11 protein-coding genes are annotated in these 16,421 nt (G+C 59.8%); 9 read left to right on the forward strand and 2 right to left on the reverse strand.

Features of this window, described 5'->3' with window-relative positions:
* The first annotated feature begins 371 nt into the window (after positions 1 to 371).
* Positions 372 to 1,319 (forward strand): GNAT family N-acetyltransferase, encoded by a 948-nt coding sequence (locus tag CXY73_RS04600; protein ID WP_104176982.1) that lies wholly within the window; start codon positions 372 to 374, stop codon positions 1,317 to 1,319.
* A 6-nt stretch (positions 1,320 to 1,325) separates the two neighbouring features.
* Here CXY73_RS04600 and CXY73_RS04605 read toward each other — a convergent pair whose 3' ends face one another.
* The gene (locus CXY73_RS04605) at positions 1,326 to 2,570 is read right to left on the reverse strand and encodes a hypothetical protein (protein ID WP_104176983.1); all 1,245 of its coding nucleotides are present in this window, start codon (positions 2,568 to 2,570) and stop codon (positions 1,326 to 1,328) included.
* A gap of 730 nt (positions 2,571 to 3,300) precedes the next feature.
* Between CXY73_RS04605 and CXY73_RS04610 the strand changes: the two genes are divergently transcribed.
* From CXY73_RS04610 to CXY73_RS04640, 7 genes are all read left to right on the forward strand, one after another.
* Positions 3,301 to 5,076, forward strand: coding sequence for a GNAT family N-acetyltransferase (locus CXY73_RS04610; RefSeq protein ID WP_104176984.1), 1,776 nt, complete (start codon positions 3,301 to 3,303; stop codon positions 5,074 to 5,076).
* A gap of 366 nt (positions 5,077 to 5,442) precedes the next feature.
* Positions 5,443 to 6,030, forward strand: coding sequence for an acyltransferase (locus CXY73_RS04615; RefSeq protein ID WP_233198139.1), 588 nt, complete (start codon positions 5,443 to 5,445; stop codon positions 6,028 to 6,030).
* The gene (locus CXY73_RS04620; protein ID WP_104176986.1) at positions 6,027 to 7,118 is read left to right on the forward strand and encodes a DegT/DnrJ/EryC1/StrS aminotransferase family protein; all 1,092 of its coding nucleotides are present in this window, start codon (positions 6,027 to 6,029) and stop codon (positions 7,116 to 7,118) included. Before CXY73_RS04615 ends, CXY73_RS04620 begins: the two co-directional genes overlap by 4 nt.
* Positions 7,118 to 8,104 carry a Gfo/Idh/MocA family protein gene (locus tag CXY73_RS04625; protein ID WP_104176987.1) on the forward strand — a complete coding sequence of 329 codons (987 nt, stop codon included), beginning with the start codon at positions 7,118 to 7,120 and terminating at the stop codon, positions 8,102 to 8,104. Before CXY73_RS04620 ends, CXY73_RS04625 begins: the two co-directional genes overlap by 1 nt.
* A 41-nt stretch (positions 8,105 to 8,145) precedes the next feature.
* Positions 8,146 to 9,447 carry a nucleotide sugar dehydrogenase gene (locus tag CXY73_RS04630; RefSeq protein WP_104176988.1) on the forward strand — a complete coding sequence of 434 codons (1,302 nt, stop codon included), beginning with the start codon at positions 8,146 to 8,148 and terminating at the stop codon, positions 9,445 to 9,447.
* A 96-nt stretch (positions 9,448 to 9,543) separates the two neighbouring features.
* Positions 9,544 to 11,697 carry an acyltransferase family protein gene (locus CXY73_RS04635; protein ID WP_104176989.1) on the forward strand — a complete coding sequence of 718 codons (2,154 nt, stop codon included), beginning with the start codon at positions 9,544 to 9,546 and terminating at the stop codon, positions 11,695 to 11,697.
* Positions 11,698 to 11,823: 126 nt separating this feature from the next.
* Positions 11,824 to 14,304: a glycosyltransferase gene (locus CXY73_RS04640; protein ID WP_104176990.1), complete on the forward strand. Its 2,481-nt coding sequence runs from the start codon at positions 11,824 to 11,826 to the stop codon at positions 14,302 to 14,304.
* 18 nt (positions 14,305 to 14,322) lie between these two features.
* Here CXY73_RS04640 and CXY73_RS04645 read toward each other — a convergent pair whose 3' ends face one another.
* Positions 14,323 to 15,444: a glycosyltransferase family 4 protein gene (locus tag CXY73_RS04645; RefSeq protein ID WP_158254028.1), complete on the reverse strand. Its 1,122-nt coding sequence runs from the start codon at positions 15,442 to 15,444 to the stop codon at positions 14,323 to 14,325.
* Positions 15,445 to 15,582: 138 nt separating this feature from the next.
* On the opposite strand from CXY73_RS04645, the gene CXY73_RS04650 reads away from it, so the two are divergent.
* A complete protein-coding gene (locus CXY73_RS04650; protein WP_158253060.1) occupies positions 15,583 to 16,413 on the forward strand; it encodes a glycosyltransferase in 831 nt (276 codons plus the stop codon).
* Positions 16,414 to 16,421 lie beyond the last annotated feature (8 nt).

Consider the following 16,421-nt stretch of genomic DNA (forward strand, 5'->3'; position numbering starts at 1 on the left):
ATTCGCCATGCTGCGAGACGGCACCCTCTACGAAACTGAACACCAACTCGCTGCTTGACAAAAACATAGGGGCACCCCCCGGTTTCCCGTTGACTAATTTAGGTTCATGTTGATGAGGGGCACGGCCGTTGGTCGGCTCAGCGGCGCGTTAGAGTGGGTAGCGCAAAGCTTGCCGCGAAATGGGTCCGGAGGATTTGCGTTAATCGTGTTACTCACGAATGTGGGATTGCTTCGATAGCCGACGCCTCGCCCGCGAGAACTCGCTGCCCGGAACCTGTCGAAGCCGCGTATTTTTTGCGAATGTTGAATGAAGTCGAGTTTGGGTGTAACCAAGGCTTTGGAGAAAGAGGGAACGCGTGCTGCCAGCTGGAATGGACGATCAATCTCGACACTATGAATTGTTGTCGGACGACAGATGGCTGGAATGGAATGCTCGCACGTGGGGGCTCAGGCCACAGAGAGTTGCCTACGAACCGGACGGAGGAGAATTCAAGCTGTCTGGGGTGCTCTATACCGACAAGCGTGGGCGCGTGCGGATGCCGCGCCTGAACCCCTATGTTCCCTTCCGATTCGAGTCCTCGGGAGCGCGCCGTCCGGAGAGAATGAGTCGCCAGTGGGCTACAGTTGCAGGCCTTCTTGCCAAGGATCTGGCCGCGAGAAAGACGATCGGGCAAATTGCGCTACCTCCTGAGTTCACCGATGCTCGACCGTTCCAGTGGCAGGGTTTCACAGTCGAGGTGCGTTACACCTATACGGCGGCCTTACCCTACGCAATTGAGTCGGCATCGCAGGCCGTAAGAAAAAACATCAACAAAGCAGTGCGAGAAGGATTCCAGTTCGAATCCACTGAGAGTGCGGCAGAGATCGTCAAGTGCCTACAATCGACCGCAAATCGCAAGGGTTTTGGCTATCATGTCGACACTGAGAGTTTGAAAGATTTGTTTGGACTTCTAAACGCTGACGAGTGTCGAGCGCATGTCGTTCGCGACGCAACTGGAACAGTAGTGAGCGCGGGAGTGCGTCTGATCACGGTCGGCGGTACTGCGCTCGACTGGGTGCAGGGAACTGAACTCGAAGCGCTCAAGCGGGGTGCTGCGCAATTAATGTATCGCGGGGCGCTCGACGATTTGGGTACCACCGGGGCAATATCTTTCGACTACGGCGGCGCGAACATTCAATCCGTCACAGCAGCAAAAGCGGCCTGGGGAATGACGCTGACTCCATACTTCGTGCTTGGCCAGCCAGACGCCCGTCACCTTTACAAAAGCGCAAGAGGTGCGACGAAACGTTTGTTCCCTCGCCCCAATGCTCAAGCTTGACTACGTCTACCCTGATCCCGCCACGGCACGGAATCCACTGAGAATCTCTTCTTCGATCCGCTCGTTGATGGCGCCTAGGCCAAACGCCTTACAGTACCCGCCTCCTTCGTACCCGCCTTCCTGCAGGATGCCGTGCGTTGGGATGTAGCCGAATGTATCGTCAATACATCCCACACAGAAGGCAAATTTCGCACCTGTAAGACTTCGGACGGGCCCCGCGTATTCAGCTACTACTTCTCCGCTGACGGCGAGAATCGAGAATTCGGGGCCGATATGAAGGCCGTGAAATGACACGTCAGATTTAAGGCCATCCACAAATGCCGATCCTGGACGGGTGACGCGGGCGACGGTAATCTCGTCCGAGGCGACTTCACGCTCCGTCAGGATGGTCGACAGGACTGCTCGTGTAAGGCTCTCGGACCACTTCTCGTAGGCCGCACCGGTCATGTCCTCGAAGAGTGGGCCGGAAACAATGCGACGCAAGAAACGCAAGGGAGTATGAACTCTCGCGCTGGCGCTCGGGCGGGTATTCCCCGAGAAGCCCTGAAAGTAGAGGACTGGAAGTTCGCCATTGCCCGCGTTCACCCTCAGTGCGTCTCGGACCGGATGGGGAAAATGTGCCGCAACGGTATTGAGCTGGGGATAAGCCACTGGGTGACAGGCGTAATTCCACAAGACTGCAATTTGATCGCCGTTCGCCCGGCGAATGCTTACCGTAATGAGGGTGTCGTCTGTGGTGCCTCGAGGATTGGGTGCGTTGATGAAGGCGTTGATGCGCGGACGCTTGGCTAAAAAAATGAGCTTCTTCCTGCGCCTATTAATGCTGTGTGCGGCGATTGACTGAGCTGCCGATACTACAACGGGCTTGGCGATCCCGATTTGCAGCACGGATCGGACGGCGGCCGAAACTGTTTCCCTCAGCCAGTCGATATAGTCGGGGTCGGGGGTGCCGAGTCCCGGCTTCGTGTCGTCTGTCATAGGGGCGCGATGCGTGTGCGACGCCGCCAGAAAAATCTGAGCCGGTCTCAGCGGGTGGGCGGCGGCCTCTACGGCTGCCCGTAGTATTCGGCCCGGATAGAGTAAATCCACAGTGACAATAAGAATGGGGTCGCCCGTTTCCGGCCAGAGCACGAGAAAATTGGCCTCAATGGGCTCGGCGACTCCGAGCCACCGCGAGTCCCCGGCCCCGGCGGCTCCGAGTTGAACTTGCGAAGTTGGTGAGATGTCGAGCGAGATTGCGGAGGCGTGCATGGGTCACTTTCCGTGGGGTTAGGTCGAAGTCTACGAGATCGCACGTTGTCGGGAGGTCGACCGCCTCGTGCCTGCGTGACTTAGACAGATCTACTGGCGCTGTTTGACTTCAGCCAATAGATGAGGTCACATTGCGACGGCGGACCCTGTCGAAGGGCGTTGTCCAAGCTAGTCATATTTCGGGGAGTATTTGGGGCGGCGCCTGGATAAGTTGCCTCCTGTCATTTGAAGATTCGTCCTTCTTGGGAACGATGAATGCGCGTGTGGACGGTGCGACGTTGAGCTCCCGGAGTTGAAGGACGCTGCCGCGTTGGAGAAGTCGCTGGACGCCCACGTGTGGCTGTTAACGCCGAGCCAAAACAGGGCCGCGATACTGGCCCTATTTTCGCTCGGCGTTAACAGTGGCTTCGGCCTGCGCCCTTCCGGGCAGGCGGAAGAATCTCACCCGACGCAGGGAGAATTCGGAAGGCCGCAGAGCTCACATGAACGGAACGGTTTAGTACTGAGCCCAAGAAGGGCTTGGGGGTCATCGAATGCTGCTACCGGGATGCACGCGTCGGAGGCAGCGGCTAGTGCGGACCTTATACTTTTGAACGGTTAAGGTTGAATTGCCGCGCAATTTTTGAAGGGTCAAACCGACTAGCGGCGGACACTACGCACATGGACGAATGGCAAGTGATAACTGGTGAAGAGGCTCTTAAGCCGGCTAGCGGGTCGTTGGAGCGGCCCGATGAAGGGCATGGCCGCAATTGCGTCAGGATCGCTCATTGGGCAGTTGATCCTCGCAGGGGCCACCCCACTCTTGTCACGAATATATCCTCCGGAGAGTTTTGGTGCCTTCTCGGTAGTGTTGGCGATCTCAGCAATTATCGGCCCCGCCGCGACTCTTAGATTTGAGTCGGCGCTTCTCCTACCAAAGCATGAGGATGACGCTCGGCGATTGTTTCGACTGGGTATGTTGAGCGCAGTTTCAATTTCAGGGCTCGCCGTACTGGCGATCTGGGTGGCAGATAGAGCTGCATGGAACGTGGGGTGGGAGGAGGTCGACTACGCACCGGCCTGGGTCGGTGGCATGGTGCTCGCGTCCGCGACATTTTCCGTATTGAGCCAGGCCGCTCTCCGCGACCGAAACTATGCGACGGTGGCTAAGCGATCCGTTGCACAATCGGCGGGGATTGTCGTTGGACAGGTAGCGTTTGGAGCGCTCACGCTGTCCCCAGCCGGGCTTTTGGGAGGATTTCTCGTTGGGCGTTGCGTCGGGTATGTTCCCCTTGTGCGCGCGACCAAGTCGCTGCTTGCGCGCCCGTCTTCTGGAGACTACAGAACAATTCTGCGGTCGTACTGGCGTTTTCCGCTAGTACTCACTCCATCAGGGCTGTTGAACGCGCTGGGGACTCAGTTGCCGATGATAATTATTGCAGCTTGGTTTGGGGTGGGGAGCGCAGGTGAGCTCGGGATGGCGCAAAGGCTGGTCTTCATTCCTGCTACTTTGCTGGGAACGTCCATGGGGGAGGTATTCGGTGCCGAGATGTCGCGTCGGCTTCGGCTTGGGCTAGGCGGGGAAAGGCAAATTTACCTGCGATCATCAGCCCGGATGGGCCTGATTTCGGTGGCCGTGGTCGTCGGGATTTTGGTCCTTGCACCGTGGTTCTTGCCTTTTGTACTGGGGCCGGCGTGGGGAGAAAGTGGCTTCTACGCGCAAGCCATGGCGATGTCAGTTGGAGCCGGCCTAATTGCGTCCCCGATGAGCAAGGTATATGCCATCCACCAGTCATTCGCGTCAATTGCCGTCGACACGACCCGAATAGTCTTCATCGCAGTGGCTGCCACAGGCGCGCATTTCCTCCACCTTGACGCAGTCCAGACGACTTGGGCGTTATACGGAGCGCAAACGCTGAACTACGCAGTGACCTGGATTTATGGATTGCGCATCGTTTCCCGGGCGGACGTCAATTACGAGCAGAAGGCTTTCATGAGATCACCTGTAAGAGTCATGCGTCAACGTGTCTACTTGTGGACCCGAGACGCGCCGGGCGCCAACTTGGGCTCTGTCGAAGTGTTCCCCATAGCACGGGAGAACGTTTCTCGCGTACTTGACTTTCGAAGTGCACAGCAAGTTTCCGTATTTGAGAACTACCTTGATGAGGGGAGAACGGGCGTCTTCGGTGCAGTGGGCGAACGCGTGGTTGGACACGCCTGGGCATCTTCTCGGTCCGACACTACCGCGACCCTAAGTCGTTATTTTCGACTGCGGCCGGGGGACACATTGATTCACCACTGCCATGTCGACGAGTCGGCGCGCGGGCAGGGCGTCTACGGTGCAATGCTTCGGGCGCTTGTCGAGAAAATGCTTGCCGACAGTCGGGTACGTCGAATCTTTATCGACACCGAGCGTTCAAATGTTCCTTCGATTCGGGGCATTGAAAAGGCGGGATTCTCGTTCGTCGAGGAAGCCACATATATTCGCGTTGGCAAGTGGCTGGTCTTCAGAACGCAGAAGAAATGAACCCGCCGTGAGCGCACAGATCATGTTGCGCGTCCTTCCTAGAGGGTCGCGGCTTGACGCCGCGGCTCAAGCCAACGATTCGGCGTGTTGGCGCCAACCGAAGTATTGCTTTTTCCTCCAGGTCGTTTCTAGGGCGAATTCCAGCGGTCGTCGCAACACGAATTCGTTCGTGGAATCGTCGTGCGTCGACGAAGTACCGGTCTGTTCGCCAGCGGCGGCCGTCGCCTAGTGACGCGCGTTTTGTCGCCTTCGATGCAACGTTTTTCATGGGGTGCATTTCGCTGGCAAGCGATATGTTCGCGCGTGGGCTAATGTTATTTGACCCCCTTTTGGCTGGGCTTGATGACTCAAACGCGGGGAGCACGGTTGTATATCGCAGATAGCGCGACAGTTTCCGAGGCCGCTTCAATCGGTGAAGGCACAAAGATCTGGGACTTGGCGCAAGTTCGCGAAGGCGCCGTGCTGGGCTCCAATTGCACCGTCGGGCGCGGGGCGTACATCGGCTCCGGCGTCTCGATCGGCAAGAATTCTAAGATCCAAAACGACGCCCTCATTTACGAGCCGGCGGTCCTGGGCGACGGAGTCTTCGTGGGCCCAGCCGTTGTGCTGACCAACGACACGTATCCTCGTGCCATCAACGCTGACGGCACCCAGAAGTCCGCCGGTGACTGGACGCCGACCGGCGTCATCATCGGAGAAGGCGCCGCCATCGGTGCACGCGCGGTGTGCGTTGCTCCCGTGCGTATCGGTCGATGGGCCACCGTGGCCGCCGGCGCGGTCGTCACGAAAGACGTAGCAGATTTCGCCTTGGTGGTCGGCGTACCCGCCCGGCAGATCGGCTGGGTCGGTAAGTCGGGTCGGCCCCTCGCCCAGGACGGTGAGCTGTGGATCTGTCCGCAATCGGGCGACCGGTATCGGGAAACAGCAGAAGGATTGACGGAGGAACACCAGTGACCAACACTTTCATCCCGGCGGCCAGCCCGATTATTGGTGAGGATGAGCGCCGTGCGGTCGACGCCGTGCTGATGTCGGGTCAGCTGGCTCAAGGCAGCGAAGTCGCAGAATTTGAAACTGAATTCTCAGACATTTTGGTTGATGGCCGGGCATCGGTCGCCGTCAATTCTGGCACCGCAGGTTTGCACCTCGGCCTTCTTGCAAGCGGTGTCGGCCCGGGAGATGAAGTAATCGTCCCGTCGTTCACTTTTGCAGCTACGGCCAACTCGGTCGCACTTACCGGAGCGACGCCGGTCTTTGCTGATATCGAGCCCGACCACTTCTGCCTTGATCCACGCTCCGTTGCATCGGTAGTCACCGAGCGCACTGTGGCCGTGATGCCCGTTCACCTCTACGGTCACCCCGCCGACATGCCGGGCCTCCAGAAAATCGCCGACGAACACGGGCTCAAGGTATTCGAGGATGCTGCTCAGGCACACGGGGCGAGCTTAAATGGTCAACGTGTGGGTTCGTTCGGACACTTCGCGATGTTCAGCCTGTATCCGACCAAGAACATGACATCTGGTGAAGGGGGAATGGTCACTACCAGTTCCGCAGACGTCGAACGGCGCCTCCGCCTGTTGCGTAACCAGGGCATGCTCAAGCAGTACGAGAACGAACTCGTCGGCTTCAACGCCCGCATGACCAACATCCATGCGGCAATTGGCCGCGTGCAGCTCACGAAAATCTGGGCGTGGACCGAACAACGCCGCAGCAACGCCCGTTTTCTCTCCGAGAATCTAACGGGCGTCTCTACTCCGCTCGTGGCAGAAGGCGCCGACCCGGTCTACCACCAATACACCGTTCGAGTTCTAGAAGACCGTGACCGCATCGCGACGGCCCTGCGCGAGGAGTACCAGATCGGAAGCGGCGTGTACTACCCGATTCCCAACCACCGGTTGCCATCGTTCCGACGCATAGAGGACCTTCCCGAAACCGAGAAGGCGTCTTGCGAAGTACTTTCGCTGCCGGTGCACCCTTCCTTGTCTCAGCAGGACCTAGAGCGGATCGTGCACGCCGTCAACACGCTAACGAAAGCGGGAGCATAATGACCGAGCTACGCGCGGGCCTGATCGGGCTGGGCATGATGGGCCGTCACCACGCACGGGTATTGCGCGAGATGCCCGGCGTCGACCTCGTGGCGGTCGCCGACGAGATGGGCGACCCGCACGCAGTCGCCGGTTCCACACCTTTCTGCCGGTCCGTCGATGAGCTCATCGCTCAGAAGATCGACATGGCTGTTGTTGCCGTGCCCACAGCGTTTCATGCCGCAGTAGGCCTTCAGCTGGCGGAAGCAGGTATTCACACGTTGGTCGAAAAACCCATCGCGAACACGGTGGCTGAAGGGGAACTGCTCGTGGCAGCCTTTGAGTCACGGGGACTCGTCGGAGCCGTGGGGCACATCGAACGATACAACCCCGCCCTGCAGAGCATGCGTGAACGCATCAACGCCGGCGACCTTGGCGAGGTCTACCAGATCGCCACCCGCCGGCAGGGCCCCTTTCCCTCCCGAATTGCCGATGTTGGAGTAATCAAGGACCTCGGTACCCACGACATGGACTCAACGGCGTGGCTTGCTCAGAGCGCCTATTCATCGGTCTTTGCGCAGACCGCGCACAAAAGCGGTCGCCCCCACGAAGACCTCGTTGTCGTCACGGGGCGATTGGGCAACAACGTGGTCACCAGCCATCTGGTGAACTGGTTGTCACCGTTCAAAGAGCGCGTCACGATCGCTACTGGCGAAAAGGGCTCGCTAATAGCGGACACGATTACTGCGGATCTTTCGTTCTATGAAAATGGCACCGTGGCGACGACTTGGGACTCCATCGCGGCCTTCAGGGGCGTATCCGAAGGGCCCATGATTCGGTACGCGCTGGAGAAACGTGAACCACTGAGAGTTGAGCACGAGGCGTTCCGCGACGCTATTCTCGGCATTCGATCGGATGTCGTCACCATGCGTGAGGGACTTGCAACGCTTCAGGTGGCCGAAGCGGCGATTCAATCCTCCCGCACGGGTGACGTCGTCAAACTATAAGCGCTTCCTCAGTCCAGCAACATTAAGTTAGGTTTTGCCACGTGAAAATAGCCGTAATCGCTCTAGGAAAGATTGGACTGCCTCTCGCAGTGCAATTCGCGAGCAAGGGACATGAGGTGGTGGGGGTCGATGTGAACGCCACGGTGGTGGACCTCGTGAACCAAGGGATCGAGCCGTTCCCCGGGGAAGCCCACCTGCAGGAGAAAATGCGGCTCGCCCTGGCCGCAGGCCACCTTCGCGCTACGACGAATTACGCCGACGCGGTTCCAGATGCCGATGTCGTTGTGCTTGTGGTTCCTCTCTTTGTCGATGACGATGCCAAGCCTGATTTCGGATGGATGGACGACGCCACCGACTCACTGGGCAAGCACTTGACCTCGGGAACGTTGGTGTCCTACGAAACAACACTCCCCGTAGGTACGACACGCAACCGGTGGAGCCCGAAGCTTCAAGCGGGGAGCGGCCTGACCGAGGGAGTGGACTTCCACTTGGTATTTTCCCCGGAGCGGGTTCTCACCGGACGCGTGTTCGCGGATCTGCGCCGATATCCGAAACTTCTTGGCGGGCTGTCAAAGAAGGGTGCTGCTTTGGCAAGAGAATTTTATGAAGCGGTTCTGGATTTCGATGAGCGCCCTGATCTCGCCCGCGCAAACGGGGTTTGGGACCTAGGGACGGCAGAGGCCGCTGAGCTGTCGAAATTGGCGGAGACCACATACCGTGATGTCAATATCGGGCTTGCGAACGAGTTCGCGCGTTACTCCGACACAGTGGGGATCGATGTATATCAGGTAATTGAGGCCTGTAATTCACAACCGTACAGTCACATTCACAACCCGGGCATCGCCGTTGGTGGGCATTGCATCCCGGTATACCCTCGCCTGTACCTGTGGAACGACCCGGCCGCCACCATTGTTCGTGCCGCGCGCGCTCGAAATGCGGGTATGCCGAATTACGCGGTCGGCCTCCTTGAAGGAATTCATGGGTCGCTTCTTGGTCAGCAGGTTGTTGTGCTGGGCGCGGCCTATCGGGGTGGTGTAAAAGAGACGGCATTCTCCGGCGTCTTTGATACTGTGTCGGCCCTCGAAGCACTAGGTGCAATCGTGACAGTGCACGACCCGCTCTACACCGCCGCGGAGCTTCTGGCGCTCGGTTTCAAGCCCTTTGATATCGGAACGAGCACCGACGCTGCGATAGTTCAGGCGGACCATGCGGAATATAAGGAGTGGGGACCTGCCCAGCTTCCTGGAATTCGGTCCCTCCTTGATGGGCGACGCGTTCTCGATTCGTCGTCCTGGCCTGACGTCACCTTCGTTGCAATCGGAAACGCAAGCTCGAAAGCATAGACTGGACCGCGTTGGGTCCAACCTGCCGAATGGTTCGAAACTCGTTCAACTAGAGCGCGTGTCGATGTTGTCATATGGCCACTCGAATGGAGAACTATGACGATCGCTGCCCGGCCTCGGGGCCTACCAAAACTAGAACAGAGCAGCAGGCACGGATCGTCCGGTTTCCGCAGCGATATTCAAGGATTGCGTGCCGTTGCCGTCGGGCTGGTCTTGGTATTTCACGCTGGCGCCCCTTTTTTGCCGGGCGGCTTCGTGGGCGTGGACGTCTTCTTTGTAATCTCTGGATTTCTGATCACAGGTCTCCTGATGAAGGAAATCGAGACGAGGGGCTCGATCTCTCTGGCGAACTTCTATGCGCGCCGGATCAAACGTATTCTCCCGGCAGCCTCTGCAGTCATTCTCGCGGCTGGCGTGATGACTGTCGCCCTTCTCCCGCGCACGCGATGGGACGAAATCGGCTGGCAGATGTTGGGCAGCGCGACCTATTCTGTGAATTGGGTCCTCGCTGACTCCGTCAACTATTTGAATAGCGAGGTGCCGCCCGGACCACTCCAACACTTTTGGACGCTGGCCGTCGAGGAACAGTTCTACCTGTTTTGGCCCCTCGTCCTGATCGTTCTCGCCTCGTTCGCTCGACCCTGGTCGCGCAAACAGAGCCGGCGTGACCGGTCTGCGATCCGAGCAACGCGCTGGCAAATTCTGACCGGAATGACTGTAGCTGTGCTGACTGCCGCTTCTCTTGCCTGGTCCGTCTACTACACGCCTCTGAACCCAGGGCCGGCCTATTTCATTACGACCACACGCCTTTGGGAACTTGGTCTCGGTGCAACAGTTGCGATATTTGCTTTTGCTTTGGGGGGGATTCCCAGGCTCGTCGGCCGTCCTCTGGGGTGGGCAGGGCTCCTCGCAATCTTGGCAGCGGGAACGTTTTACTCTGTTGAGACCCCGTTTCCGGGCGCCGCCGCGCTGCTCCCTACTTTGGGGGCCGCAGCAGTGATCGTCGCCGGTCTCAATGGGCATGACCGGCACGGGGCTGCGGGGCTTTTATCCTTGCGGCCTCTCACGTGGATCGGTGACAGGTCATACTCGCTCTATCTGTGGCATTGGCCTTTGATCGTGATGGCGACATTCCTGCTGGATGGTCTCAGTGTTTTAGAGGGCACCCTGATCATTGTCGCGTCGACGGTGCCCGCGTTGATCAGTTACCGCTACATCGAACTGCCGTTCCAGAGGCATACCGCGGTCCGTGACAATGCATTGCGAGTGCTGCAGATCGGGGGTGTCATGATGGGTCTTACGGTCCTTGCCTCGGTATCCCTGCTAGTCGTCCCCAAGTTGGCGGCCACTAACCAGGTGGACGCCATTCTCGATAAACCTCTTCTGGGCGCTGAATTGCTGGCTATCGATCCGGCTGTGGGTGTAGCGAGAGACAAGGTAGGAGCGTTCGTCCCCACGGCGATTGAGGCCAAGGACGACACGCCCGCACTTTATGCTGACGGCTGTCACCAAGAAGTTATGGCTGAGGAAATTGTGCCGTGTGTCTATGGTGAAACTGACTCGGATTTCACTATCGCCGTTGTGGGCGACTCGCACGCCGCGCACTGGGTCCCCGCAGTCGTGCGGCTGGCAAACGACAATGGTTGGCGCGTGGAGACCTATACGAAGTCGAGCTGCCCGCTGATCAGTACGGTCATTATGTTCGGCGAGGGAACTGAGCCGTTTCTTCCCTGTTCCGCGTGGAACGCGAAAATGATGTCTCACCTAACCGGCCCCGATGGCCCAGATTTCGTGCTTATGAGCGGCACTGAGTACGTAGCGTATTCCGGCGCACCCGTTGACGGCTTCGCGATCGGTCCGATTGACGAGGGATACGCGTCGACTTGGCGGAGTCTTCGGGCAGAGCGGGTCCCGTTCGCCTTCCTTGAAGACACGCCGCGGAGCGGCATCGATACACCCGAATGCGTCTCGGCGAATGCCGATCACTTGACTAGATGCGCCACGTCACGCGATAAGTCCTTGTTGAATGGCTCTGTAGACCAGCTGAAGGCGTCCACGCGGAGCGGCGAACGCTTGATCAATTTGAACGAAAGGATCTGTCCTGACGATCCCTGCGCCGCGGTGATCGGGCGTGTGCTGGTCTACAGAGACTCTCACCACCTCACTGCAACGTACGCGCGGAGCCTTGCACCGGCGCTCGGCGAGAAACTCCGAACTTTTCCGTCGATCCCGTTCGTTGCAGGGCCATAACGGAAACAGCCGGGGAACCAGTCTGCTCCATCGGGTCTGCTGCGAATCGAAGCTGCCAGCTAATCGGCGATATCTGCGCTCGTTGGTAGAGTTGAAAGGTTCATTGTCCCATCTAGAGAGGCCTGTATGCCAACGCTCCGACCGGGTGTCGTTTCCGTTGTACTCGTGAACTACCGAGGCACCGACGACACGATCGAGGCGCTTGAGCACCTCAAGAAATTGAATTGGCCGCAAGACCAGCTCGAAATCATCATCGTCGAGAACGCGTCGGGTGACGACAGCGAGGAACGCCTGCGGGCCGCTGCTCCGCAGATCAAGCTGGTCGTCTCCAAGGAGAACCTCGGTTTCGCCGGCGGCTGCAACCTGGGTGTGGCAGCGAGTTCGGGGCAGTATCTGGCGTTCCTGAACAACGACGCCAAGCCCGACGCGCAGTGGATTGCCGCGGCCGTGGCGACGTTCGAAAAATCACCCCGCATCGGGGCGGTTGCCAGCAAGGTGGTCGACTGGGACGGCGTTCTCGTCGACTACATCGGGTCGGCCATGACCTGGTTCGGTATGGGCTACAAGCCTCTTACCGGCCAGCCTCTCCCGACCACGCCGGATGTGGAACAAGACGTGCTGTTCGGCACGGGGTCGGCGATGTTCGTTCGCCGGGATGTCTACGACGAGCTGGGCGGCTTCGATGAGAGCTTCTTCATGTTCTTTGAAGATGTCGACCTGGGGTGGCGCCTCAACCTCAAGGGATACCGCTACGCGTACGCGCCGGCATCCATCGCCTTCCATAAACACCATGCTTCCATGGGCTCGTACGGCTCGTTCAAAGAGACCTACCTGCTGGAGCGCAATGCCCTGTTTACGCAGTACAAAAACCTGGGCGACGAGGCTCTGGCCAAAACGTTCCCAGCCACGCTGGCATTGGCCGTGCGCCGTGCTGTAGCCCGAGGCGGCCTCGACTCCACTGAATTCGATTTGCGCAAGGGTGCAGACAACGGTCCAGCCACCACGGTGGCCAAAGAGACCGTCGCCGGGATGTACGCGATTGATCAGTTCGTCGAGAATCTCCCTTCGCTGCTGATATCGCGCAACGAGATCCAATCGAGTCGTGTTGTCGCCGACAACCGTATCTGGCCGCTCTTCGTTGAAACGGATGCTCCCTCCTACCCCACCGAGCATTATCTTGAGGGCTACGACAAGATTATTCAGGCCTTTGGGGTGACCGAGATTCCCGTGCTGACCCGGGTGCTCATCATCACCGGCGACCCGATCGGCGCCAAGATGGCGGGTCCGGCCATTCGTGCCTGGCACATGGCCGAGGCGCTCTCCAAGGACAACGCAGTGACCCTCGTAACTCTGGCGGGAGCTGAGCCGGTCTCTGCTCCGTTCGAGATCGTGCACGTGCGACCGGGCGATGACCGCGCCATGCGCAAACTGGAATTGACCAGCGACGTGATCGTCTTTCAGGGGCTCGCGATGGCCCTCTTCGACAGCCTGCGCAAGAGCGGCAAGGTTATCGTTGCCGACATCTACGACCCGATGCACTTGGAACAGCTCGAGCAGGGCCGAGAGCAGGGCACGGAGCAGTGGAAGAAGCAGGTTTCCGACGCCACCGACGTGCTCAATGAGCAACTCGCTCGCGGCGACTTCTTCTTGTGCGCCTCCGAACGTCAGCGGCACTTCTACCTCGGGCAGCTGGCGGCTCTTGGGCGCGTGAATCCGGCAAATTATGCCGACGACCCCGATCTGACGAGCCTGATCGACGTGGTTCCCTTCGGCCTCAACCCGGTGTTTCCGCCGGCCAGCCGCCCCGTGCTAAAAGATGTCCTCCCCGGAGTCGGCGCAGACGACAAGCTGCTGCTCTGGAGCGGCGGGCTCTACAACTGGTTTGATCCGAAGACGCTCATCTCGGCGGTGGCCGACCTGTCGACCCGCCATGACAACGTGCGACTGTTCTTTCAGGGAACGAAGCACCCGCACCCGGGCGTACCCGAGATGGGGATCGTAGCTGAGTCGCGGTCGTTGGCGCGCGAACTCGGCGTGCTCGACCAGGCGGTCTTCTTCAACGACTCGTGGGTCGACTATGCCGATCGTCACAATTACCTCGGTGAAGCTGATGCCGGCGTCAGCACCCATTTTGCTCACGTAGAAACCACGTTCTCCTTTCGCACCCGCATTCTGGACTACCTCTGGGCGGGTCTGCCCATGGTCGTTACCGAGGGCGACCACTTCGCCGAACTCGTCGCGGCCGAGAAGCTCGGCGTCGTGGTTCCCGCGCGGGATGTGGCTGCGCTCTCGGCGGCCCTGGAACAAGTGCTCTTTGACGAGCCCTTCATTCGAGCCGCGCGAAGAAACATCAAGCGCGTGCGCGCCAGTTACGAGTGGGCAACCGTTCTTCAGCCTTTGGTCGATTTCGTGGCCGAGCCACGGCACGCCCCCGATCTGGTCGACAGCGGTGTCGTGACGGCGGGCAGTGCTGCTGCGCGCCGCCAGTTCGTGCATCGTCGCAAGCACGGCCTGCGCCACGATGCCGGTCTGCTCGTTCACTATCTGCGTATGGGGGGGCCGAAGGTGGTTCTCAATAAAGTGAAGAGCCGCCTGCGCCGTCGCTAACCGGGCGGTCCAGCCGGCCTAGCGCTGGGCCTTGGAGACGAGCGCGAGGTACTGCTGCACGCGCTGCGGCCAGGACCATTGCTTGAGCTGTTCAAACGGATACGACGGTTTGGGAGTGTCCAGCGCAGCGCGCATCGCCGTGGCGAGCGCGTTCGGGTTCTGCTCGGTGACGATGAAGAGGGGCGCGCCCTCGGACGCGAGCTGTGCTGCGCCGGGAACGTTGTAGGTCACGATCTGGCAGGTGCCGGCCAGCGCTTCCAGGAGCGTTGTTTGAAAGCCCTCGGCGAGCGTGGTGGGGTTCACGAGCACTGAGTCGCGAAGATAGGTGCGCACGGTCTCGCCAGATACGTAGCCGTGCGCACGAACGCACGAGCGCAGGCCTGCCTGCTCGATCTGGGCTCGCAGCGATGCCATATCGGGGCCGTCTCCCAAAATTTCCACGGTGAACGGTTGCACGGTCTCGTCGGCAGCGAGCAGCGCGGCGGCACTTAGCAGGCTGTCCCAGCCCTTACCGGGAACGAGACGACCGACGAACACGAAGCGCCGCAGGGCGACGTGCAAATCGTCGGGCCGCTCCCACCCATCGAGATTGATGGCGTTGTAAAACACGGTTCCGGCCACCCCCGACAATCGCTTCACGAACGCAATCACCTGCTCGGAGACGCCCAGAACACTCGTGGCTTTGCGCATGGTCTGGCGTCCGACGGTGACGTCTACGACTCGACTGGCCAGCCCGATCAGCGGCGACACGCCGCGAACGAAATCGGAACCGTGCTCGGTGTGCAGCACGGGTACGCCCAGGCGCTTGCCCGCAGCTACGCCAACCCAAGACATGGGGAAAAAGCGCGTATGGGTAGAGATGGCGGTCACTCCCGCGTGGGCGAATTGTTGCCGAAGGCGCCGGGCGGTGCCCAAGGCGGGAAACGACATGACGGATGCTACGGGAAAATGTCGACGCAGGCGGTGAACCGTGATGCCGTTTTCCGTAGTGACGCCGGAAACTTCTGCCAGTGTGACCACCGTTGCGCGGTGGCCTTGCCGCACCAGTTCGTCGGCGAGATCAGCGATGTGGCGTTCGATGCCACCGACCCGGGGCGGAAAACTGTTGACGACAAAGAGAATGTGTTGCTGTTGAGGCATGGACCGCAGTTTCTGTTTCTTCCGGAAGGACGCCATCGGTGCCGGCAAATACGTCGCGGAGCGAGCCTGCGAATGCAGAATGCCGATTTTGCGTCTTGAGTTAGCCTAGAACCGATGCCTGACGATAAAGGACGCAATGTGCGCGGTGTAAGTGTGATCATTCCCACGGTTCGTCTCGATCACTGGCTCGACCTGGCTGTGGAGTCGATCCTGGGCAGTGTGGGGGTCGATGTTGATTTGGTCGTCGTGCACGACGGCGTCGAACCCGACCGGGCCCTGTCGTGGACCAATGATCCGAGGGTGCAGCTCGTGCACCACGCTAATCGTCGTGGTCAGACCGCGGGGATGCAGAGTGGCCTGGCCCGCGCCCGTTTCGATCTGATCGCCCGACTCGACGCTGACGACTTGTCGACCCCCAACCGGTTGCAACAGCAGGTGGCCTACCTCGACGACCACCCGCACGCGGTTGCCGTGGGCAGCCGAGTGATGCGGATGTCTGCCGACGGCACCGACCAGGGTGAGATGGTTCTCGCTGTCGGGGCCGATGTTCGGCGGCAACTCCTGTTTCAGAACGTAGTGGCGCACTCTTCGCTGATGTTTCGCCGCGACACGAGCCTGATCGTCGGTGGCTATGACGAGCATCTGGTTCAAATGGAAGACTACGACTTCATTATGCGGCTGGCCCTGCGCGGTGAAATCGCCGTCATTGACGAAATTCTCACCCGGTATCGCGTGCACCCGCAGCAAACCAGCCGGGGTGCCGCGCCCTGGGGGCCGCACATCGATCGCGTCCTGGCCGATCGCGTGGCGCTGCGCCGGGTGCTCCGTGCGGGGCGCGCGGCGTCGACGATCAAGAATGTGATCTGGTGCGGAGTGCAGTATGCGCGCTACTTTCGGATCATCCGCCCGGGGTACGAGCGAGCAGGGCGCCGGGTCTCGCACCGCAGCGGGCGCGCGGGTCGGCCGTGAGAGAATCG

This window comes from Cryobacterium sp. Y50 (assembly GCF_002929805.1).
Classification (GTDB): domain Bacteria; phylum Actinomycetota; class Actinomycetes; order Actinomycetales; family Microbacteriaceae; genus Cryobacterium.